At 64.8% G+C, this 22,697-nt stretch carries 17 protein-coding genes, 1 tRNA gene and 1 pseudogene; 8 read left to right on the top strand and 11 right to left on the bottom strand.

Annotation, left to right across the window (positions count from 1 at the left end; genetic code table 11):
• Positions 1-11 precede the first annotated feature (11 nt).
• Both AC1MEM_RS22320 and acs read right to left on the bottom strand, forming a co-directional pair.
• Entirely contained in the window at positions 12-383 is a 372-nt protein-coding gene (locus tag AC1MEM_RS22320) for a DUF2946 domain-containing protein (protein WP_499474281.1), read from the bottom strand.
• 74 nt (positions 384-457) lie between these two features.
• The gene (gene acs, locus AC1MEM_RS22325; protein ID WP_499474282.1) at positions 458-2,455 is read right to left on the bottom strand and encodes an acetate--CoA ligase; all 1,998 of its coding nucleotides are present in this window, start codon (positions 2,453-2,455) and stop codon (positions 458-460) included.
• Between the two features lie 199 nt (positions 2,456-2,654).
• Between acs and AC1MEM_RS22330 the strand changes: the two genes are divergently transcribed.
• The 4 genes from AC1MEM_RS22330 (at position 2,655) to AC1MEM_RS22345 (ending at position 5,935) form a co-directional block, all read left to right on the top strand.
• Positions 2,655-3,266, top strand: coding sequence for a YqhA family protein (locus tag AC1MEM_RS22330; protein WP_499474283.1), 612 nt, complete (start codon positions 2,655-2,657; stop codon positions 3,264-3,266).
• 18 nt (positions 3,267-3,284) lie between these two features.
• On the top strand, positions 3,285-4,817 hold the full coding sequence (locus AC1MEM_RS22335; RefSeq protein WP_499474284.1) for a fumarate hydratase: 1,533 nt from the start codon (positions 3,285-3,287) through the stop codon (positions 4,815-4,817).
• Between the two features lie 97 nt (positions 4,818-4,914).
• Entirely contained in the window at positions 4,915-5,784 is an 870-nt protein-coding gene (gene murI, locus AC1MEM_RS22340; protein WP_499474285.1) for a glutamate racemase, read from the top strand.
• A 75-nt stretch (positions 5,785-5,859) separates the two neighbouring features.
• Positions 5,860-5,935 (top strand) — tRNA-His (locus AC1MEM_RS22345).
• A gap of 313 nt (positions 5,936-6,248) precedes the next feature.
• On the opposite strand, the gene AC1MEM_RS22350 is transcribed toward AC1MEM_RS22345, so the two are convergent.
• From AC1MEM_RS22350 to AC1MEM_RS22380, 7 genes are all read right to left on the bottom strand, one after another.
• Positions 6,249-8,354 carry a hybrid sensor histidine kinase/response regulator gene (locus AC1MEM_RS22350; RefSeq protein ID WP_499474286.1) on the bottom strand — a complete coding sequence of 702 codons (2,106 nt, stop codon included), beginning with the start codon at positions 8,352-8,354 and terminating at the stop codon, positions 6,249-6,251.
• Between the two features lie 2 nt (positions 8,355-8,356).
• Entirely contained in the window at positions 8,357-9,571 is a 1,215-nt protein-coding gene (locus AC1MEM_RS22355) for an ABC transporter substrate-binding protein (protein WP_499474287.1), read from the bottom strand.
• A gap of 171 nt (positions 9,572-9,742) precedes the next feature.
• A complete protein-coding gene (locus AC1MEM_RS22360) occupies positions 9,743-10,162 on the bottom strand; it encodes a YXWGXW repeat-containing protein (RefSeq protein ID WP_499474288.1) in 420 nt (139 codons plus the stop codon).
• 283 nt (positions 10,163-10,445) lie between these two features.
• Positions 10,446-10,790: an energy transducer TonB gene (locus AC1MEM_RS22365; RefSeq protein WP_499474289.1), complete on the bottom strand. Its 345-nt coding sequence runs from the start codon at positions 10,788-10,790 to the stop codon at positions 10,446-10,448.
• 81 nt (positions 10,791-10,871) lie between these two features.
• Positions 10,872-12,638 carry a methyl-accepting chemotaxis protein gene (locus tag AC1MEM_RS22370; protein ID WP_499474290.1) on the bottom strand — a complete coding sequence of 589 codons (1,767 nt, stop codon included), beginning with the start codon at positions 12,636-12,638 and terminating at the stop codon, positions 10,872-10,874.
• A 475-nt stretch (positions 12,639-13,113) separates the two neighbouring features.
• Entirely contained in the window at positions 13,114-14,064 is a 951-nt protein-coding gene (gene dusA / locus AC1MEM_RS22375) for a tRNA dihydrouridine(20/20a) synthase DusA (RefSeq protein ID WP_499477737.1), read from the bottom strand.
• A gap of 305 nt (positions 14,065-14,369) precedes the next feature.
• On the bottom strand, positions 14,370-15,290 hold the full coding sequence (locus AC1MEM_RS22380) for an NAD-dependent epimerase/dehydratase family protein (protein WP_499474291.1): 921 nt from the start codon (positions 15,288-15,290) through the stop codon (positions 14,370-14,372).
• A 270-nt stretch (positions 15,291-15,560) separates the two neighbouring features.
• Here AC1MEM_RS22380 and AC1MEM_RS22385 point away from each other — a divergent pair.
• The 3 genes and pseudogenes from AC1MEM_RS22385 to AC1MEM_RS22395 all read left to right on the top strand — a co-directional run.
• Positions 15,561-15,911 (top strand): annotated as a pseudogene (locus AC1MEM_RS22385) (flagellin N-terminal helical domain-containing protein); the annotation flags it as partial.
• A 62-nt stretch (positions 15,912-15,973) separates the two neighbouring features.
• Positions 15,974-16,639 carry a flagellin family protein gene (locus tag AC1MEM_RS22390; protein WP_499474292.1) on the top strand — a complete coding sequence of 222 codons (666 nt, stop codon included), beginning with the start codon at positions 15,974-15,976 and terminating at the stop codon, positions 16,637-16,639.
• A gap of 3 nt (positions 16,640-16,642) precedes the next feature.
• A complete protein-coding gene (locus AC1MEM_RS22395) occupies positions 16,643-17,665 on the top strand; it encodes a hypothetical protein (RefSeq protein ID WP_499474293.1) in 1,023 nt (340 codons plus the stop codon).
• 170 nt (positions 17,666-17,835) lie between these two features.
• Here the strand turns inward: AC1MEM_RS22395 and AC1MEM_RS22400 are convergent, their stop codons facing one another.
• Positions 17,836-19,593, bottom strand: coding sequence for an ABC transporter ATP-binding protein (locus AC1MEM_RS22400; protein WP_499474294.1), 1,758 nt, complete (start codon positions 19,591-19,593; stop codon positions 17,836-17,838).
• A 40-nt stretch (positions 19,594-19,633) separates the two neighbouring features.
• Between AC1MEM_RS22400 and AC1MEM_RS22405 the strand changes: the two genes are divergently transcribed.
• A complete protein-coding gene (locus AC1MEM_RS22405) occupies positions 19,634-20,596 on the top strand; it encodes a hypothetical protein (RefSeq protein WP_499474295.1) in 963 nt (320 codons plus the stop codon).
• Between the two features lie 87 nt (positions 20,597-20,683).
• On the opposite strand, the gene typA is transcribed toward AC1MEM_RS22405, so the two are convergent.
• Positions 20,684-22,516: a translational GTPase TypA gene (gene typA / locus AC1MEM_RS22410; RefSeq protein ID WP_499474296.1), complete on the bottom strand. Its 1,833-nt coding sequence runs from the start codon at positions 22,514-22,516 to the stop codon at positions 20,684-20,686.
• Between the last annotated feature and the right edge of the window lie 181 nt (positions 22,517-22,697).

Consider the following 22,697-nt stretch of genomic DNA (forward strand, 5'->3'; position numbering starts at 1 on the left):
TCAGCGGGGAATCAGGAAAGGCGTGGCGGGGCGCGCGACTGGGGCGCTGTCCAGTGGAACAGCGGCGCGGGCGCCTGGTAGAAGAGCGAAGGAAAGGAGGTGCTACCGGCCGCGACCAATGCAGGCGGCGCCTGCGGCAACAGCCCCGGCGCATGGTGCTGGCCCGCGCAATACGCGCAATGTTTGGCGGGATCGACAGCGGGTTCCGGAAGACCAGGGGCCTTGACGTCGACCGCCTGCGCGTGTGCGCTACAAATCGGAAAATCGACCGCCTGCGCCCCCGCAGGCACGAAGGCATGCGAGAGCGCCGGCGCAAGCGTGCCGAACAGGATCGCAAGAACAGCGATCCAGGCGGTCAGCGCACGTCGAAATAGTCGGGTCATGCGCAAAGTATAACTAACTCAGTGGCAAAAGCAGCCCACGCACGGAACGCGGGCCGCCTCCACCACCACACCACTTACGCCGATTCCTTGAGCTGCTCCAGGATCGCCGGATTTTCCAGCGTCGACACGTCCTGCGTGATCGCCTCGCCCTTGGCCAGCACGCGCAGCAGGCGGCGCATGATCTTGCCGGAACGGGTTTTCGGAAGGTTGTCGCCGAAGCGGATTTCCTTCGGCTTGGCGATCGGGCCGATTTCCTTGCCGACCCAGTTACGCAGCTCCGCCGCCAGCTTCTTCGCTTCTTCGCCGGTCGGCCGCGCTTGTTTCAGCACGACAAAGGCGCAGATCGATTCGCCCGTCGTCTCGTCCGGCTTGCCGACCACGGCCGCCTCGGCCACGATCGGATTGGCCACCAGTGCCGACTCGATTTCCATCGTGCCCATGCGGTGGCCCGAGACATTCAGCACGTCGTCGATGCGGCCCGTGATCGTAAAGTAACCGGTGTCCTTGTTGCGGATCGCGCCGTCGCCCGCCAGGTAATACTTGCCGCCGAGTTCTTCGGGGAAGTAGCTGGTTTTAAAACGTTCCGGGTTGTTCCAGATGGTGCGGATCATCGACGGCCACGGACGTTTGACGACGAGGATGCCGCCCTGGCCGTTCGGGACGTCGGCGCCGGCTTCGTCGACAATCGCCGCCATGATGCCCGGCAGCGGCAGCGTGCACGAGCCCGGCACCATGGGCGTCGCGCCCGGCAGCGGCGTGATCATGTGGCCGCCCGTTTCGGTTTGCCAGAAGGTGTCGACGATCGGGCAGCGTTCCCCGCCGACGTTCTTGTAATACCACATCCAGGCTTCCGGATTGATCGGCTCGCCCACCGAGCCCAGCAGCCGCAGCGAGGACAGGTCGTAGTTCTTCGGGTGGACGTCCGGGTTCACGTCGGACGCCTTGATCAGCGAGCGGATCGCCGTCGGCGCCGTGTAGAAGATGCTGACCTTGTGTTTGGCGATGGTATCCCAGAAGCGGCCCGCGTTCGGGAAAGTCGGAATACCCTCGAACACGATTTGCGTGGCGCCGACGGCCAGCGGGCCGTAGGCGATATAGCTGTGGCCGGTGACCCAGCCGACGTCGGCCGTGCACCAGAAGACGTCGTCGGGTTTGATGTCGAAGGTCCATTTCATCGTCAGCGCGGCCCACAGCAGGAAGCCGCCGGTGGCGTGCTGGACGCCCTTCGGCGTGCCGGTCGAACCCGAGGTGTAGAGGATGAACAGCGGGTGCTCGGCGTCGACCCATTCCGGTTCGCAGTCGGCAGATTGGCTGTCGACCAGCTCGTGCAGCCAGAGGTCGCGCCCCTCGGTCCAGGCGATGTTGCCGCCGGTGCGCTTATACACGATGACGTCGCGGATGGTGTCGCAGCCACCCAGCGCCAGCGCCTCGTCGACGATGGCTTTCAGGGGCAGCGACTTGCCGCCGCGCTGTTGCTCGTCGGCGGTGATGACGGCCACGGCGCCGGCGTCGATGATGCGTTCCTGCAGCGATTTGGCGGAAAAGCCGCCGAACACGACCGAGTGGGTGGCGCCGATGCGGGCGCAGGCCTGCATCGCGGCCACGCCTTCGATCGACATCGACATGTAGATGACGACGCGGTCGCCCTTCTTGATGCCGCGCGATTTCAGGCCGTTGGCGAATTTGCAGACGCGCTCATGCAGCTCGCGGTAAGTGGCGCGGGTGACGGTGCCGTCGTCGGATTCGAAGATGATCGCCGTCTTTTCGGCATTCCCGTTCTGCAGGTTGCGGTCGAGGCAGTTGTAGGAGGCGTTCAGCTGGCCGTCGCCGAACCACTTATAAAAAGGCGCGCCGGACTCGTCGAGCGTGTTGGTAAACGGCTTTTGCCAGTCGAGGTGTTCGCGGGCCAGGCGGCCCCAGAAGCCTTCGTAGTCGCTGGCCGCTTCCGCGCATAATTTGTCGTAGGCGTCCATGCCGGAGACAGCTGCGTTGGCGGCGAACCCGGCAGGCGGTGGGAAAACACGGTGTTCCTGCAAAGCGCCGTGGTCTTGATTGGTCTCGGTCTCGGCCATGCTAGTCTCCATTAGTAATAGTTTTGCCATAACCATAGGCGTGCCCGCTTACTGAACCCTTACGTGGCCGCGCTGCGTGCCTTCCCTATTCAGCTGCGATTTTACCAACCCCCGGGCAAACCGAGGTAGCGGTCTGCAGGCGTACGCCAGAGGTGTAAAATGATGGGCTGTATTTGCCGGCACCCTGGAGTCGTACCCGATGTCCCAACACCTCCCCGCGAACGAAACACCGAAGCTCACCCCGCTCAATCGACTGATCTTTTCCAGCCGCTGGCTGCAGTTGCCGCTCTACCTCGGCCTGATCCTGGCGCAGTGCGTCTACGTGTTCCATTTCTGGGTCGAGCTGAAGGACCTGATCGGCGCCGCGCTCGGCAATGTCGATGCGCTGAACCACATCCTCGACGTCGTGACCGTGCCGGGCTCGGCTCGTCCGACCAAGCTGACAGAGACCACCATCATGCTGGTGGTGCTGGGCCTGATCGACGTGGTCATGATTTCGAATTTGCTGATCATGGTGATCGTCGGCGGTTTCGAAACCTTCGTTTCGCGCATGAACCTGGAAGGCCATCCCGACCAGCCCGAGTGGCTCTCGCACGTGAACGCGTCCGTGCTCAAGACCAAGCTGGCCATGGCGATCGTCGGCATCTCCTCGATCCACCTGCTGAAAACGTTTATCAACGCCAGCGCCTACGAGGTCAAGGTGCTGGTCGCCCAAACCGTTATCCATGCCGTTTTCCTGCTGTCGGCGCTGGCGATTGCCTACACCGACCGCATCGTTACCGCCACCTACAACCAGTCCAAGCCTCATTAACATCACCCGAGAATTGTCATGACAGTCATCAAACAGGAAGACCTGATCGAATCCGTTGCCGCCGCGCTGCAGTACATCAGCTATTACCACCCGGCTGACTACATCCAGCACCTGGCGCGCGCCTACGAGGCCGAACAAAGCCCGGCGGCGAAAGACGCGATCGCGCAGATCCTGACCAACTCGCGCATGTGCGCCGAAGGCAAGCGCCCGATCTGCCAGGACACCGGCATCGTCAACGTGTTCCTGAAAATCGGCATGGGCGTGCGCTTCGAAGGCTTCAGCGGCTCGGTCACCGACGCCGTCAACGAAGGCGTGCGCCGCGCGTACAACTTCGCCGACAACAAGCTGCGCGCCTCCATCGTCGCCGACCCGCATTTCGAGCGCAAGAACACGAAGGACAACACCCCGGCCGTGGTCCACATGGAACTGGTCGAGGGCGACACCGTCGACGTCAAGGTCGCAGCCAAGGGCGGCGGCTCGGAAAACAAGACCAAGTTCGTGATGTTGAATCCTTCCGACTCGCTGGTCCACTGGGTCATGAAGACCGTGCCGCTGATGGGCGCCGGCTGGTGCCCGCCGGGCATGCTCGGCATCGGCATCGGCGGCACGGCCGAGAAGGCGATGCTGATGGCGAAAGAGTCGCTGATGGAAGACATCGACATGTACGAGCTTAAAGCACGCGGCCCGCAGAACAAGACGGAAGAACTCCGTATCGAACTGTGCGACAAGATCAACGCGCTCGGCATCGGCGCCCAGGGTCTCGGCGGCCTGACCACCGTGCTCGACGTGAAGATCAACATGTACCCGACCCACGCGGCCTCGAAGCCGGTGGCGATGATCCCGAACTGCGCGGCCACCCGCCACGCCCACTTCGTGCTCGATGGCTCGGGCCCTTCGTACATCGAACCGCCTGCGCTGTCGACCTGGCCTGACGTGCAGTGGACGCCGGACACCCAGAAATCGAAGCGCGTCGACCTGAACACGCTGACGAAAGAAGAAGTCGCATCGTGGACGCCGGGCCAGACCCTGCTCCTGAACGGCAAGATGCTGACCGGCCGCGACGCCGCCCACAAGCGGATCCAGGACATGCTGGCCAAGGGTGAATCGCTGCCGGTCGACTTCACCAACCGCGTGATTTACTACGTCGGCCCGGTCGACCCTGTGGGCGACGAAGTCGTCGGTCCTGCCGGCCCGACCACTGCCACGCGCATGGACAAGTTTACCGACATGATGCTGGAGAAGACCGGCCTGATCTCGATGATCGGCAAGGCCGAACGCGGCCCGATGGCGATCGAGTCGATCCAGAAGCACAAGTCGGCCTACCTGATGGCGGTCGGCGGCTCGGCGTACCTGGTATCGAAGGCGATCAAGTCGGCCAGGGTCGTCGGCTTCGAGGACCTCGGCATGGAAGCGATCTACGAGTTCGACGTGCAGGACATGCCTGTCACGGTGGCCGTCGATTCGAGCGGCACCTCGGTGCACAACACCGGGCCGAAGGAATGGGCGGCGAAGATCGAATCGCTGAAGGGCATTCCAATCAACGCGGCTTGAAGATCGACCGGTAACGGTTGATCAAGGACGTAGGGTGGGCGGCTGTGCCGCCCACGCGTTCAACCCAAGTTCGCGTGACGCACGGCCTTTGGCACTCATGACCACACTCCACCCTTCCCCCGCCGCCCCCATCGGCATTTTCGACTCCGGCGTCGGCGGCCTCTCGGTCCTGCGCCACATCCGCGCGCAGCTCCCGCACGAACACCTGATGTACTTCGCCGATTCCGGCTTCGCCCCCTACGGCGGCAAGCCGGAACAGGCGGTGGCCGAACGCGTGCTCGCGATCGGCCACTTCTTCGTCCAGCACGGCGCGAAAGCGATTGTCGTCGCCTGCAACACGGCCACCGTCGCCGCGATCGCCCTGCTGCGCGAGCGTTATCCCTCCATGCCGATCATCGGCGTCGAACCAGGGCTCAAACCGGCCGCGGCAGCCTCGCGCAGCGGCACGGTCGGCGTGCTCGCCACCGAACTGACGCTCGGCGGAAAAAAATTCCTGCTGCTGCGCGACCAGGTCGCGGAAAGCACCGGCGTGCGTTTCCTGCTCCAGCCCTGTCATGGACTGGTCGACCAGATCGAACTGGGGGAACTCGATTCCGAAGCCACCATCGCGCTGCTGCGCCGCTACATCGATCCGCTGCTGGCCGAGGGCGCCGACACGCTGGTGCTCGGCTGCACCCACTATCCGCTGGTGCAGTCGTCGATCGAAGGCGTGATCGCGGCCAGTACGGATCGCCCGGTCACGCTGGTCGACACCGGCGAGGCCGTGGCACGCCACCTGGCGCGGCTGCTGGCCGCCGCCGGCATCGCGCGCCCGGCATCCGCGCAGCCTGCACGACTCGACGGCTATACGAGCGCCAGCAGCACCGCGCTCTCGAGCGCCTTTGCCAGCCTGCTCGGCATCGATCCGCCCACCCACGAGGTCGTGGCGGACGGCGCCGGCGGGATGTCGATCGAACCGAACAATTAGATTTGCCAGTTGGCTGTGAAGTTTGTATAATCTTGTTCTGTCTCGGCAGTGCTGAGATAGAAAAGCAAAACAATGGTGGCTGTAGCTCAGTTGGTAGAGTCCAGGATTGTGATTCCTGTTGTCGTGGGTTCGAGTCCCATCAGCCACCCCAAAGATTCAAGCAAAAAGCCCGGTCGATGACTGGGCTTTTTGCATTGGTGCCTGCGCTTTGGCAAGCGCACGCGAACGAAAAAAGGCCACCCGCAGGTTAATGTCCGCCACTTAAGCGAAGCCGTCGCCACTTTCACTCGTTTTTTCGTTGGCAGCCGCATAAACGTATGGGGTCATCGAGGCCAGTGGCCTTGATGACCCCATACGTTATGCGACAGCCGACGGTAAGGTCATGGCGGTGGTGCACAGCAAGAAGGCCAGTTTGCGGCTTGGGTGACCGGCATTACCCCCCTGTGGCCTTATTCTTGCTGCGCTCAACCAGCCCGCAGCGCCGGCACCGCCTGCGGCGCCACCCGCGCTATCGTCTCCATCAACTCCCCCACCTGCACCGGCTTGACCAGGTGCGCCGCGAACCCGGCCTCGCGCGACAGCTGCAGGTCCTGCTCCTGGCCGTAACCGCTGACGGCGACCAGCACGCTGCCGGCGCAGCATGGCAGCTGCGTCAGGGCACCGGCCAGCACGTGGCCGCTCATGTCGGGCAGGCCGATATCGAGCAGGATGACTTCGAACGCGTCGTGCGCGGCCAGGGACAGCGCCGCCTGCGCCGAATGTTCGACCGCCACCCGGTGGCCCGCGCTTTCGAGCACGAGGGCAAGGGTGGCCGCCGCATCGACGTTGTCGTCGACTACCAGGATGCGCATGGAGCGGGCGATGGCCGGCACCGGTGTGGCGGCCGGGGCGGCTACCACGCCCCGGGCGGGCGGGCGCAAGGGCAGGCGGATGGTGAAGAGGCTGCCCTGCCCCGGGCCGTCGCTATGCGCCTCGACGCTTCCTTCGTGCAGCTGGACCAGCTTCTTCACCAGCGCCAGCCCCAGGCCCAGCCCGCCCTGGGCACGGTCGGGCGTGCGTTCGGCCTGGGTGAACAGGTCGAACACGACCGGCAGCAGGTCGGGACCGATGCCGATGCCGTTGTCGCGCACTTGCAGGACTGCTTCCGCGCCCTGCTGTTGCAGCGAGACCTGTAGTTCGCCGCCGTTGGGCGTGTATTTCGCGGCGTTGTTGAGCAGGTTGGCCGCCACCTGCACCAGCCGGGTCCGGTCGCCGCAGACAGGCAGCGCCTGCGGGCCCATGTCCAGCGTCAGCCGGTGTCCCCTGGCGCGGATGACGGGCATGATCTGCTCCACCGCTTCGCGCAGCACGGCGCCGAGTTCCACGTCCGCCCTGCTGATCGCGACCAGGCCGCGCGTCACGCGCGACACGTCGAGCAGGTCGTCGACCAGGTGCGTCATGTGTACGACCTGGCGGCTGATGATCTCGCTGGTTTCCTTGATCCGCGGCTCGTGGGCGAAGCGCAAGCGCAACAACTGCGCGGCGCTGCTGATCGGCGCGAGGGGATTACGCAGCTCGTGTGCGAGCATGGCGAGGAATTCGTCCTTGCGCTGGTGTTCCCGCTGCAGGTCGGCCTGCTGCCGGTGCAGGTGGTCGAGCATGCGGTTGATCGACCTGGCGAGGTTGATCGTTTCGCTGCTGCCGGCCAGTTCGGCACGCGCGTCGCCGATACCCTCCTCGCCCAGCTTGCCCGCGAACCGCTCGAGCTTGCGCAAGTCCTGCGTCAACCCGAGGGAAAGACGCGAACCCAGCAGGAATACCACCAGCGCCAGCAGCAATGCGATGGCGCCGATCAGGCTGTATTGGGACCAGGGTGTTTCCAGGGAGGGGCCGACCGCGGACACGTCCACGCGCAGCCGCAGGCCCAGGTGGCCGAATTCGCCGGGCACCTTGACCGGCACTTCGAGGCGCCAGCCGCCCAGGGCTTGCGGCGGCTGGCCCTTCCAGGTCAGCACCGACGCCGGGACGGGATGCAGGTCCTTGATCCTGAGCTTGTAGACGAGCGCGCCTTCGGGCGTATTCGTACGCGAATAGCGCAGCAGGCTGACGCCGACCAGTTCCGCCCCTTGCGCACCCGCGAAGATGGCCGCGCTTTCATTGCTCTGGTCGATGCGCGCGCGCAGCCAGGCCAGCTGCGCGGCATCGAAGTCTTCGAGGCCGTTGCCCGCGATCGGCCTGGCTTCGAAATCGGTGAACAAGACCTGGACCGGGATACCGTTCACCTGGCGCAAGCTGTTCAGGAACGGGGCCAGATAGGTTTCGCGGCCCGCGCTGTCGACCAGACCGGTGGCCAGGATCGGGCTGTCGGCCACCTCGTCCATGCGCGCAGCCAGGGTGGCGATGTTGTTTCCGACAGTGCGCGCATTGAATGCGGCTTCGCGCTGCTGCAACAAGTCAAGCGCGGATGCGTGCTGACGATTGATCAGCCAGAACGAGGCCGCCGCGACCAGCAGGACCGCCGCGGCGGTCAGGATGGCCGAAGCGATCGCAAAGCGTTGTGTCAGGCTCCTGGCCCGCAGTGTCGACCACATGCTCATTCGCCGGTCGGCATCAGCACACCGTCGGCGCGGTAGCGGGCGATCAGGAGTTCGCGGGGTCCCAGGGCTTCGTGGCGGCCCGGCGTGAAAGGCGGCGCATAGGTCTTGACCAGGCCGCGATGTTCGCGCACCTTTTCGAGGGCATCGCGCACGGCCTTGCGGTCGGTGCTGCCGGCGAGCTCGATCGCCTTGGCCAGGATGTGCATTAGGTCATAGGCATGGGCCACGCCGACCGGCCCCTGGATATCCTCGATCCGGCGGATCGGCGACACCGCCGCCAGGCTGCGCATGAAGTGCTTGCGCCGCTCCCGGTCCGCCTGGAAGAACGAGAAGGTCTGGATCACCGAAAAGTCCACCTGGTTCAGGGCGGGCCCCGCCTGCCTGGTAAATTCGCCGCCCGTCACGCCCCAATGGCTCAGGATCGGGATCCGCTCCGCCTGCGGCAGGGCAGCCACCTCGCGCACCAGCACCGCGGCCTCGTCGTCGTTGGCGACCAGCACGATCGCCTGGGCGCCTGCGCTGCGCAAGGTTTTGTACCGGGCCACCAGGGTCTGGTCGCGCCAGTTGTACCAGGCAGTGTGGACGATGCTGACGTCCTGGTGGGCGGCCGCGAACTTCTCGGCGGCCGCCAGGTTGCTGCGTCCCCAGGAGGTATTCGTCAGCAACAGCCCGACCTTCCCGAGGCCGCGCCTGCGCGCCGTTTCCAGCAGCTTGGGCATGGCCAGGCTGTCGCGCAGCGAGAGGCGGTAGACATAATTGGGCCGCATGTCGTTATCGACGATCAGGTCGGCCGAGGACCAGGGCGCCAGGAACAGGGTCCGGGTCGCCTTCAGGGTCGGCAGCTCTTCGATGATCACCGGACTGAACCTGCCGCCGAACACGGCGACCAGGTCGGGCATGCGCGCCAGCTCCTCGATATTGCGGATACCGCGGGCCGGCAGCGAGCGATGGTCCCTGGTGACGAGTTCGACAGGCCTGCCGCCGAGCACGCCGCCGGCGCGGTTGATCTCGCCGATGGCGGTGCGCAGGCCCAGTTCCACGGCCTGGGCGGAGGTGCTGTTGTCCAGGCCGAATTCGGCATCAAGTCCCACGCGCACCGGGGCCGGCGCCGCTCCCGCCATCGCGGACAAGCTCGCCAGCAGCACCAGCATGGCGTGGGCAATCAGGCGGGCGAAGGCATTGCCCAGGCGGGGAAGAATCAGGTTCGGCATAGGTGTCGGGAAGATGGGGCCCCGGTATTGTAAAGCGTAAATCCGGCAGCAACGGACAATCGGCCGGAAACCGCACAGCAGCGGCCACTGCGGCAGGCGCGGCAATGAAAAAAGGCCACCCGCAGGTGGCCTTCTTCATTCCAGGCGCCGGCTATCGCCAGCCCTCCCCGATCAGTTCCGGTTCGGGTTATTCGGACGCGCATCGGCACGGTTCGGCACGCCGTCGTTGTCGCGGTCGCGGTCCATGCGGTTCGGGACACCGTCGCCGTCGCGGTCGCCACGGCGCCAGCCGCCGCGATCCAGGGTCCAGTCATTGCCATTCTGGCGCCATTCAGGGCGGCTATACACGTAGCCATGACGGACTCTTTCGTAGTGGCCCTTCACCCAGGTGTAGCGATGGCCGTTCCAGTTCCAGTAGCCCGGCGCCCATTCATAACCACGGCGCGCCCTTGGGTGGGATTCGTGACGCAGCGGCGGTGGCGCCTTCTGCACGACGATCACCTCAGTCCGGCTGTGCTGCGCTTGTGCCACCGGGGCGAAGGCAGCGGTGCTGATCACGGCAGCTGCGACGGTGATGAGAATTCGTTTCATGGTAGTGCTCCTTTCGGTTCGGTGTGAGACCACTATAGCCAAACGTTCCAGTGCACAGTAGAACTGATGCAAGTGCTTACAATCGATACATTTGGCGGGTTTCCATTAACAGACTGGAAACCTTATGCTACCTCGGCGGGCATTTTCGCAGCGCACGGTCGAGCCTGCTACCGGATGAGGCCGGGGATCGACCGCCATCGGTGCCATTGAAACAGCGCCGCCGAAAACAAAACAGCCGGCGCAAAGGCCGGCTGTCTCGTTCAAACCAGGTGAGGCAAGGAAATCAGTCGAGCTTCCATGCGTAGTCGACCTTGGCCCAGGTCTGGGCTGGCGAACCGTCTTTCGTGCCCGGCTTGAACTTGCAAGCGCTCAGGCCTTTTTGGGCTGCCTTGTCGAGGCCTTTGAAGCCGCTCGACTTGTCCAGCTTCGAATCGGCGACGCTGCCGTCGGCGTTGACCAGGAAGGACATCGAGGTCGTGCCCTGCTCTTCGTTCATCAGCGAGGCTTTCGGATACTCGACCTTGCACTTGGCCGGGTCGAACGAGGCTGGGGTTTCACCAGCGAATGCCGAGCCGGCGATGGCGGCGAAAACGAGGGTGGCGATGGCGCTCAGGTAAGGCTTTTTCATGGTTTTATTTCCCCAAAAAGGTAGTTGGTCTGCCGCTGACTGCTTGCGGTCTTTCTGTGTGTCCGGCTGATTCGCCGTGAATTAAAATTCTTCCCATTCGTCGCTGCCTGCCGCAACCGGGGCCTTCTTCGGCCTGGCTGCAGCGGCCGCGGCGGCCGGCTTTTTCAGTGCAGCACGGGCTGCAGGGGCCGGGCGTGCCGCCGGGGTGCGCACCGCCGGCAGCTTCGCCACAGGTGCGGCCACCGCTGGTGCCGCCAGCACCGGCTCGATGCTGTGTTCTTCGCCATCGACGAGCTTGAAGATGCTGACCACGCGGCCCAGTTCACCGGCCTGGTCCTGCAGGCTCTGGGCGGCGGCTGCCGCTTCTTCGACCAGGGCCGCATTTTGCTGGGTCATGCTGTCCATCTCGATGATCGACATGTTCACCTGTTCGATGCCGGCGCTTTGCTCGGCGCTGGCGTTGGCGATCTCGCCCATGATGTCGGTCACGCGCTTGACGCTCGCCACCACTTCGTCCATCGTCACGCCGGCCTGGCCGACCAGCTTGCTGCCGCGCTCGACCTTCTCGACCGAGTCGCCGATCAGGGTCTTGATTTCCTTGGCTGCCGCCGCCGAGCGCTGCGCCAGGTTGCGCACTTCGGAAGCCACGACCGCGAAACCACGGCCCTGCTCGCCGGCACGTGCCGCTTCCACCGCGGCGTTCAGCGCCAGGATGTTGGTCTGGAAGGCGATGCCGTCGATGACGCTGATGATGTCGGCGATCTTCTTGGCCGAGCTGTTGATCTCGCCCATCGTGCCGACCACCTGCGACACCACGTCGCCGCCCTTGCGCGCCACGTCCGAGGCACTGGCCGCGAGGTGGTTGGCTTCACGGGCATGTTCCGCGTTCTGCTTGACGGTGGTGGTCAGGGTTTCCATCGCCGAAGCAGTCTTTTCCAGCGAGCTGGCCTGCAGTTCGGTACGCGAGGACAGGTCGATGTTGCCGGCGGCGATTTCACGCGAGGCAGTGCCGATGGTTTCGGTGCCGCGGCGGACCTGGCCGACGATCTTGACCAGGCTGTTGCGCATTTCGTTCATCTCGGCCAGCAGGCTGCCGCGCTGGGCGGTGTGGGTGTCGATGGCGATCGACAGGTCGCCATGGGCGATGCTGCCGGCAATGCGGGTGGTGTAATCCGGCTCGCCGCCCAGCTGTTTGATCAGGCCGCGGGTGATGATCCAGGCCGCTGCCACGCCCATGGCGACGGCCGCCACCAGCATGGCCAGCATGAAGTTACGGGCGCTGACAAAGGCGCTGGCCGCATCTTCCTGGCTCTGGGCGCTCTGTTTGTCTTCCAGCGCGACCAGCTTGTCGAGTGCTTCGGTCCACTTCTTCTGGACCGGACGCACTTCCTTGATCATGACGCGGGTGGCGCTCATGGCGTCGTTCGCCAGATAGAGTGCGGACGCCTTGGCGATGGCCGGCATGGCGGTCGCTTCGTGGCCCTTGATCTCGGCCAGCAAGGCCTTTTCGTCGTCGGTGCCTTCGGCGCCAAAAATCTTGCTGACCTTGCTCTCGGCCGCTTCGTACACGGCGGTCTGGTCCTTGAACTTCTTGAGCTCGGGCTCCATTTCGGTGGCGTCGGTCATCAGGGTCAGCACGCGCAGCGAAGCCAGGCGGTCATGGACGTTGTTGCGCATCTCGATGACGGAACGGCTCGAGACATTATTCACGCCGACCACGTGGTCGAGGCGATCCTGGATCTGCGCCATGCGCACGATGCCGACTGCGGTGACCGCGACAAGCAGCACCAGCACCAGGGCGAAGCCCAGTCCCAGGCGCATGCCGACTTTCATCTTCGATAAATTCATTTCGCTTCCCTGTCTGTTGATCAGATGTGCTTCGGTGTACCGTTGTTGCAGGCTGCATTCCATAACGGCAATTATTTCCCGTAGGATAAATCAAAAGCTCGCCGCCAAGGCTCTAAAACCGTGCACATGTCACAAAAATGCCGTTCCGGCGGATCACATCTGTTGCAAATCTTCAATTCCGTGTCCGAAATTATGGAGTGGGTCTTGTGATGGAGCAAGCGACGGTTGGGCTTGTCTACACAAATGCACATTTGTGTGTAGTAAATTTCCTACAAGCAAGCAAGAGAGCACGCTCGTTCTTGCCTACATGACTATAGACGGTGTCCTACGGCAATCGATATGAGTCGTCAGGCAATCATTTTGCAGGGCCGCCGGAAGGCGTGCCGGGCCGGGGCCGGGGAGCGCAGGCGGAGGGGAGCGAACAGGAAGGAGAGGCAGGCGGCGCATTGCGGCCGCCCGCGGGTATGGCGACGTCTTACAGGCTGCGGATCTGGGCTGCCGCGTCGAGCAGCAGGCGCGGGTCGGCCATGGCCAGCTTCTTCGGATCGGACAGCATCTGGCGGAAGGCACGGGCGCCCGGCAGGCCGGCCGTCAGGCCGAGCATGTGGCGCGTAATGCTGTTGAGCTTCAATCCATTGCCGCCGTATTGCGCCAGCTGGGCACTAATGTAAGGCACCATCGCGGCCAGCACCTCGGCGCGCGTCCTGGGCGCTGCGCTGTCGCCATAGAAACGGGCGTCCCAGTTCGCCATCACATACGGGTTGTGGTAGGCCTCGCGGCCGAGCATGACGCCGTCCACGTGCTGCAGGTGCAGCGCGATCTCGTCGTCGGTCTTGATGCCGCCGTTGATGAGGATTTCCAGCTCCGGGAATTCGCGCTTGAGCTGATACGCCACTTCGTAGCGCAGCGGCGGGATCTCGCGGTTTTCCTTGGGCGACAGGCCCTTCAGGATGGCGTTACGTGCATGGACAATAAAAGTGCGGCAGCCGGCGTCGGCGATCGTGCCGACGAAATCGCGCACGAAACCGTATTCCTCGCTCTTGTCGATGCCGATGCGGTGTTTCACCGTGACGTCGATCGACACCGCATCGCGCATCGCCTTGACGCAGTCGGCGACCAGCTGCGGCTCGTTCATCAGGCAGGCGCCGAACGCGCCGCGCTGGACGCGCTCGGACGGGCAGCCGCAATTGAGGTTGATCTCGTCATAGCCCCACTCCTGCCCCAGCTTCGCGCTTTTCGCGAGGTCGGCCGGTTCGCTGCCGCCGAGCTGCAGCGCGACCGGGTGCTCGATCTCGTCGTAGCGCAGGTGGCGTTCCACGTCGCCGTAGACCAGGGCGCCGGTGGTCACCATCTCGGTGTAGAGCCAGGTATGGCGCGTGATCTGGCGGTGGAAGACGCGGCAGTGGCGGTCGGTCCAGTCCATCATCGGGGCGACCGACAGGCGGCGTCCGCCCGCGATTGTCCCGGCCGTGGGCTGGTGGCCGGCCATGTCCGGGCGCACTTCGTTCTTGTCACTCATGTTGGTTCACATTTCTCATTACATTAGGCGCCAGGCCTGCGGTAGCGGCGGGACGGCGTCGGTCGCGCCGGCGCGACAGGATCGCGGCCGGCTGGATGGGGCACTGCGCTAGCAGGCCGCCGCCCGCCGGAAGCGGCGCGCGCGGATGCGGGAGTCAGGGATGGAGATCGACCCGTGATTATACGTGACAACGAAAGTCGCTGAAGCCCGCCCTAACGGACCGCCGGCCCAGCGGGGGCGCACGCGCGGATACCGTCGGCCAGGCTGATGTGGGGGGTCCAGCCTGGGGGCGCCGCGAAACCGGTCCATGGCACCAGGACGTCGCGTGCCCGCGAAGCACGCGCGCCCCACTCCACGTCGAGCCGCCCGCCGGTGGCTTTCTCGAAGACCGCCACGACTTCCCGCAGCCGCAACGGCCGTCCCGACGAGACCCCGTAGCGCATGTGGGCAGGGGCAGCACTGCGCAGCGCCGCTTCGGCGGCCAGGAAGGCCGCGGCGACATCGTCGACATGGACAAGGTCGACCAGCTCGTCGCCGGTCGACATGGCCAGCGGTGTGCCGGCGGACAGCGCCCGCCACAGCGCGTTGAGCAGCTTGGGGCGCGGGTCCTGGGGGCCGTAGGTGTCGAACAGCAGCAGCGTCGCCGCGCGCAGGCCGTGCGCGTTGACGTAATAGGTGAGGATGGCCTCGAAGGCCTGTTTGGTCGCCGCATACAGGTTCACCGGATCGTAGGGTCGCCCCTCGAAGTGCTGCCAGGCGGTGCCGGTATTGAGCAGGAGGCGCACGCCATGCAGGCGCATGGCCTCGAGCAGGCGTGTCGAAAACAGCAGGTTGGCCTCGACCAGCGCGGTGATATCGGAGTGGCGGTGTTCGGCGACATACGCCGCGGCCAGGTGGAACACGGCGTCCGGCGCGGCACGGCCCACGGCCTCGGGCAGTGCGCCGGCATCGTCGCCGATGCGGTGAACGGTGATCGATTCCAGCACCGGCGCGAGCAGGCCGAGGCTGGATGAGGCGCGTACCAGCACGTGTACATCCCATCCACAGGCGACGAGATGCCGCGCCAGGCGGGAACCGATATAGCCGCTGGCGCCCGTCACCAGCGCACGCCGGGGTCGCTGCCCGATTTCCATGATGTCCTTGCGATGTCCTGTATTACTGCGCCTGGCTGGCGGCCGGGCCGCGCGTTCGCAGGAAAAGTTGCGCGGATTTTAACATGACGGGGCAGCGCGCTTCCCCTGTCCAGCCATCGATGTCACCGCCCATCCGGGCGTCCGACAAATAATTTGAAAAATTTCCGTGCGGCACTTAATGGATCTGCGGAAACAGTCGTCTTGTACTGGTGAGAGCAGCTTAGCCAAGAATTCTGACTGCTCCTTGTCCCCTAACCACTGGAGCTGAACATGCTGAGCCTTCACACCAACAACGCTGCCCTGTCGGCACAAAACTCGATCGGTCACACCCAGTCGGCCCTGTCGACCTCGATGACCCGCCTGTCGACCGGTTACCGCATCAACTCGGCAATGGACGATGCCGCCGGCCTGCAGATCGCCACCCGCCTGAAGTCGCAGACCAGCGGCATGGCCGTGGCAATGCGCAACACCCAGAATTCGACCTCGATGCTGCAGACCGCCGGCGGCGCGCTCTCCGAAGTCACCAACATGATGATCCGCATGAAGGACCTGGCGACCCAGTCGGCCGACCAGTCCTCGAGCGGCGCCGACCGTACCGCCATCAAGGCCGAGTACGACAGTACCGCGACAACATCGCCTCGATCAAGATCCGCCTGAGCAAAAACGAAGTCTACCTCGGCGGCATGGTGAACGACATCGCCGCCGGCCGCGACCAGATCGTCTGGGCGCTCGACGGCTCCAACACGTCCGAGGACCTGAAGGCGATGAGCAACCCGCTGCAGGCACTGCGCGACAGCCTGTTCTTCAGCGCCAATACCGTCGACCAGGAAGGCCGTTACGTCTTCTCCGGCACCAAGACCTCGACCGCGCCGATGGCCTATGACGCGACTGCGCCCGCGGGATCGCGCTACAGCTACGCCGGCAACACCAACGAACAGCGCGTCGTCGTCGGCAATGGCCTGACCCAGGTCGCCAACGACAACATGCTGGGCATGGAGCAAGTGCTGAACCGCCTCGACGCGACCATCGCCAAGCTCGGCAGCGCCAACGTCAACGTCAACGATCCTGCCACGCGCGCCGTGCTCAAAGCGAACCTGGTCGGCTTCGACCAGGGGCTCGACCTGGTATCGGGCAAGATCGCCGTCATCGGCGGCAAGGAGAACATCCTCGACACGCTCGACGCCAACCATGGTAACGTCAGCCTCTCGAACCAGATGGCCATCACCGACATCGCCCAGCTCGACATGGGCGTCGCCGCCACCGAGCTGAACGGCTATTCGACGGCCCTGCAGGCGACCTACAAGGCCTACAGCCGGATCGGTTCGCTGTCCCTGTTCTCTGCCCTGTAATCGATGGACACCACGCTGCGCACCGCTTCCACCACGCTTCCCGTCAACACGACGGTGAACGCCGGCGCCGCCAAGGGCGCGCCGGCGATCATCCGCCCCCAGCCCCTTGACGACGCCGCGCTTGAAACGCGCGCCGCCGTGCGCCCTGCCGCCGAAGCGCCTGTACGCCGCGTCCGTGCGAATTACGATACGCGCCTGCAGGGCGATGTCGCCAGCGCCCAGCAAGCGCGCGCCTATCTCGCCCGCGTCGCCGCCCAGCTGGAATCGGTCAAGGCCGCGCTCTCCGCGAAGATCTCCGGCATGAAGAGCGGCGCGCGCGACCTCGAGGCACGTGCGCGCCAGCTCGGCGCCACGATCGCCGCCCGCAGCGCCCAGGCCGGCGGCTCGGTCGACGCCCAACTGCAATTCTCCGATGGCGAACCGGCCCAGCAGCGTTTCCGCATCACGGGCCTGGACGCCGGCATGCTGCAAGCGGCCGCGCCGCTGTCGCTGGCCTTCTCGGTCGGCGGCGCCGGTGGCCCGCAACTGGCTGCCGCGATCGAGCCCGACATGACGCCCGAACAGATCGCCGGACGTCTCGACCGTACCCTGGCGCCGGTCCAGGTGCGCGCCGGACTGGACCGTCAAGGCCGGATCGAATTCAGGACCGCCGAAGCGAACTGGTCGAAAGTGCGCGACAACATCGCCATTTCCGGCCGCGGCCGTGTCGCGACCGAAGCCGTCGCGCCCGACCTCAAGCTCCAGGACCTGGGCACCGGCAACGCCGATGCGCTACGCCAGAGCCTGCGCGAAGTGGTGCAGGCCCTGGAACGCGTGCGCCGTTCGCAGGATGCCGCCAGCGCCGCGCTGAACGATGCGACCCTGCGCGCGTCGCAGTCCGAGCTGAGCGCGGAAGAACTCGCCATCTCGGCGCAGGATTTCGCGTCGACCGCCGGTAGCCACGATTACGAGTCGCTGCTGGCGATCACCTCGGCGCTGGTCGGCGTGAGCCGCGAGCGGGTGCTGGCATTGCTGGGGCTGCGCTGATTCCAGCGTAATTCACCCGGTCGCCGCTGCTCCGGCGGCCGGAGCGCGTGGGCGCCGGCTTTTCGACAATGCGGGCAGCGGCCCGCGACCGCGCCGTCACCCACCTTCCGTAGGGTGGGCTCCGCCCACGCGATACCCCGTCCGCACCTCGAAAAACTGCCGCCAGCCACTCAGGCTTGCGACCCCGGCGCCCCCGGCCGCTCCCCAATCTGCTGCCGCCACATCGCGTAATACAAGCCACGCGCCTCGAGCAGCTCGCCATGCGTGCCCTGCTCGACGATCCTTCCTTTCTCCAGCACGAAAATGGTATCGGCATGCATCACGGTCGAGAGCCGGTGCGCAATCAAAATGGTCATCTGGGCCGCCCGCCGCGAAATCTCGCGCACCGTATTCGTGATCTGCTCCTCGGTGATCGAATCGAGGGCCGAAGTCGCCTCGTCGAAAATCAGCAAGGCCGGCTGCCGCACCAGCGCCCGCGCGATCGACAGCCGCTGCTTCTCGCCGCCGGACAGCTTCATCCCCCGTTCGCCGATCACGGTGTCCAGCCCCTCCGGCGAGCGCTCGAGCAAATAGGCGCAGGAGGCCTGGCGCATCGCCGCCACGATCTCCTCGTCGGTGGCATCGGTCTTCACGAAGCGGATATTGTCGCGGATCGTCCCTGCAAACAAATACGTCTCCTGCGTCACGAAACCGATCTGGCGGCGCACCCGGTTATAGCGCAGGTCGGTGGTGCGCACGCCGTTGTACGACACCTCGCCCGCATTCGGCGTGTACAGCCCCACCAGCAGTTTCACCATCGTCGACTTGCCCGAACCTGACGGCCCGACGAAGGCCACCGTCTGCCCCAGCGTGGCCGCGAACGAGACGCCGGCCAGCGCGTCCTCGGGCGCGCCCTTGTGGCGGAAGCGCACGTCATCGAAGCGCAGTTCGGTGAGCGGCCCGATCTCGACCGGGTCCGGCGGACGCCGCTCGACCGGCTTGTCCATCAGCGTCTTGAAGTTCAGCAGCGAAGCCTCGGCCTCGCGGTGCGCCAGGATGATGTTGCCGAGTTCCTGCAGCGGCGCGAAGATCGACACCGAGATGAACTGCATGGCGATCAGTTCGCCGGTCGAGAGCAGGTCGCGGAAGATCAGCCACAGCAAGGCAAACAGGATCGCCAGCTTCAGCAGGCTCAGCGTCGATCCCTGCAAAAAGGAGAGCAGCCGGATGCGCTTCACTTTCTCCATTTCCAACGCGAAGATGGCGTCGGTCTGGCTGCGCAGGCGGCGGATCTCCGGGAAAGTCAGCCCCAGGCTTTTAATGAGTTCGATATTCCGCAGCGACTCCGTGATGAAGCCCGAGTTGCGATTGGTCTCGCGCGTGATCGAACGCTGCTGGGTCTTGATCTCTCGGCTCAGCAAACCCGTGAGCCCGCCCAGCACCACCACCCCGACGAAGAAGACCGGCACCAGCAGCCAGTGTTTCGTGACCGCATACCAGGCCAGGAAGGTCACCCCGACCAGGGCCGCAAAGGCGGTGTTGATGAAGGTGTTGATCAGGCGCTCGCTGTCCGCCCTCACCTTTTGCAGCAAGGAGAGCATCTCGCCGCTGCGCAAGTCCTCGAACTCCTGGAATTTCAGCCTCAATAAATGCCGCAAGCCGTCGTTGAAGATGGCCACGCCCAGCTTCTGCACGACCAGGCGCGTCACGTATTCCTGCAAGGCTTTCGCCAGGCGCGACAGCACGGCCACCAGCACCGCGATGCCAAGCAGCCGCATCACGTACGGCATCGGGTCGGCGTCGCCCGGGTGGCGCTGCGTCACGTGGTCGATGATCCTGCCGAAGATGATCGGGTCGACCAGGGCCAGCACCTGGGCGATGCCGGCAAAGACGAGAGCCAGCAGGCCCAGGCGCCAGTGGGGTTTGAGGTAAATCCAGAGAATGCGCATGGGGCGATCTTAACAACCGGGGCTGAAAACACGCGCACCGATGAGCTCGGCGTTGCCACAAACGGCATCCAGCCCGACGCACCGTTTCTACCCGGTGGACATCAACAACGCCGGCGCCATCGCCGGTAACGTCTCGCTGGACGAAACGAGGTCGCACGCCGCCGTACTGGCACGCGGCAAGATCGTCGACCTCGGCACGCTTCGGGGGGAACAGCTCCGCGAGTGCGATCAACGACGCGGGACAGGTCACCGGTACCTCGTGGACCCGCGACCGGACACGCTGCACGCCTTCCTGTATTCGCGCGGCCGCATGATCGACCTCGACGGGCGGCCCGGCAAAAACAGCTACGGCGAAAGTATCAACGCGAAGGGACAGGTCGTCGGCCAGTTCTACAACCGCAACGACCAGCCGGTGGCCTTCGTGTACGCAGGGCGCGGCATGCGAGACATCGGCACGCTGGGCGGCTATGCCAGTCTGGGCTGGGACATCAACGATGCCGGCGTCATTGTCGGCGAGTCCGTCATCAAGGACCCTGACGCGGCGCCATTCGAGCCCTACCACCCGTTCATGTACTACAGGGGCGTGATGCGCGACCTCGGCGTGCTGCAGGGCGGCGGGCATACTGCCAGTGCCGCGCAGAAAATCAACAACGCCGGCCAGATGGCGGGCTACTCGGACGTGAACGGCTACTACCACCTGTTCTTCTACGAACGCGGCATGATGACCGACCTCGGCTTCTTCGGCGGCCAGCAGCTGACCGTCCGCGATTTGAACGAACGCGGCAGCTTCGTCGGCGATGGCCAGTCGCAGGACGATGACGTCGCCTTCGTGTATACGGGCGGCCAGCTGCACAACCTCGATGCGCTGATCGCGTCCCCGGGGTGGCACATGGCAAGCGCCAGCGGCATCAACGACCAGGGCCAGATCGTGGGCATTGCCTGCCGCCGCGATACCACCTGCGAGTCGGTGCGCCTCGACCCGGTACAGGGTCACCACCGCTGACCCGACCCGGAAATAAAAAAACCGCTGCCCCGCATTTGCATGCGGTGACAGCGGTTTGTCGTGGACAGGGGAACGAGCCCCTGTCAATTAAGCTTCGCGGTTGGCCTTCTTGCGCTCGTGTTCCTTGAGGTAGCGCTTGCGCAGGCGGATCGACTTCGGCGTGATCTCGACCAGTTCGTCGTCCTCGATGAACTCGACAGCGTACTCGAGCGACATCTGGATCGGCGGCACCAGGCGCACGGCTTCGTCGGTACCCGACGAACGCACGTTGGTCAGCTGCTTGCCCTTGATCGGGTTGACGACCAGGTCGTTGTCGCGCGAGTGGATGCCGATGATCATGCCTTCGTACACCGGGTCGTTGTGCGACACGAACATGCGGCCGCGGTCCTGCAGTTTCCAGATCGCGTAGGCGACGGCGGCGCCGTCGTCCTGCGAGATCAGCACGCCGTTGCGGCGGCCGGCCATTTCACCGCGGGTGTTGTCGACCGGTGCGTACTCGTGGAACACGTGGCTCATCAGGCCGGTGCCGCGGGTGAGGGTCATGAATTCGCCCTGGAAGCCGATCAGGCCACGCGCCGGGATCAGGTACTCGAGACGCACGCGGCCCTTGCCATCCGATTCCATGTTCTGCAGGTCGCCACGGCGGCGGCCCAGTTCTTCCATGACGCCGCCCTGGTTGGCTTCTTCCACGTCGACCGACAGGTTCTCGAACGGCTCGTGGCGCACGCCATCGACCATCTTGAAGACCACGCGCGGACGCGACACGGCCAGCTCGAAGCCTTCGCGACGCATGTTTTCGATCAGGATCGTCAGGTGCAGCTCGCCGCGGCCCGAGACTTCGAAAATCGTGTCGTCGTCGGTCGGCGCCACGCGCAGTGCGACGTTGGCTTTCAGTTCGCGGTCGAGGCGGTCACGCAGCTGGCGGCTGGTGACGAACTTGCCTTCGCGGCCGGCCAGCGGCGAGTTGTTGACCATGAAGTTCATGGTCAGGGTCGGCTCGTCGACGGTCAGCATCGGCAGCGCTTCCGGGGTGTCCGGTGCGCAGATGGTCGAGCCGATGCCGATTTCGTCGATACCGTTGATCAGGCAGATGTCGCCGGCGACGGCTTCGTCGACCAGCACGCGCTCGAGGCCCTTGAAGTTCAGCACCTGGTTGATGCGGCCCTTGATCGGGGTGCCGTCAGGACCGTTCATGACGATGACGTCCTGGCCGGTCTTGACGGTGCCGCGGTTGACGCGGCCAATGCCGATCTTGCCGACGTACGACGAGTAGTCGAGCGAGGTGATCTGCATCTGCAGCGGGCCTTCCGGATTGTCGTCACGGACCGGCACGTGTTGCAGGATGGCGTCGAACAGCGGCTTCATGTCGCCGCCACGGACGTCTTCGGTCAGGCCGGCGTAGCCGTTCAGGCCCGAGGCGTAGACGATCGGGAAGTCGAGCTGGTCATCGCTGGCGCCGAGCTTGTCGAACAGTTCGAAGGTCTGGTTGATGGCCCACTCGGCGCGCGCGCCTGGACGGTCGACCTTGTTGACGACGACGATCGGCTTCAGGCCCAGGGCCAGTGCCTTGCGGGTCACGAAACGGGTCTGCGGCATCGGACCTTCCTGCGCATCGACCAGCAGCAGCACCGAGTCGACCATCGACAGCACGCGCTCGACTTCACCGCCGAAGTCGGCGTGGCCCGGGGTGTCGACGATGTTGATGTGGGTGCCTTCGTACTCGACCGCGCAATTCTTCGACAGAATCGTAATGCCGCGTTCTTTTTCGAGGTCGTTCGAGTCCATCACGCGGGTGTCCACCGCCTGGTTTTCACGGAAGGTGCCGGACTGACGGAGCAGCTGGTCGACCAGGGTGGTCTTGCCGTGGTCAACGTGGGCGATGATTGCAATATTACGAATTGCGCGTTTGGTATTTGACATGTATTTTCAGCGTGATTTGCGTGATGGTGCGGATGAACTCGCGGATGTGTCCGAGGCTGCCAATTTCGGAAACCGCGTAGTATAGCACGTTGATGTGAACTCGCCTCCAAAAAGGTCCGTAATTTCAACGAGTTGGTAGAATGGGCACTCTGTGCCCACGCGGAACGCCGGGTCGTGTTGG

This window comes from Telluria sp. AIW5, assembly GCF_056680575.1.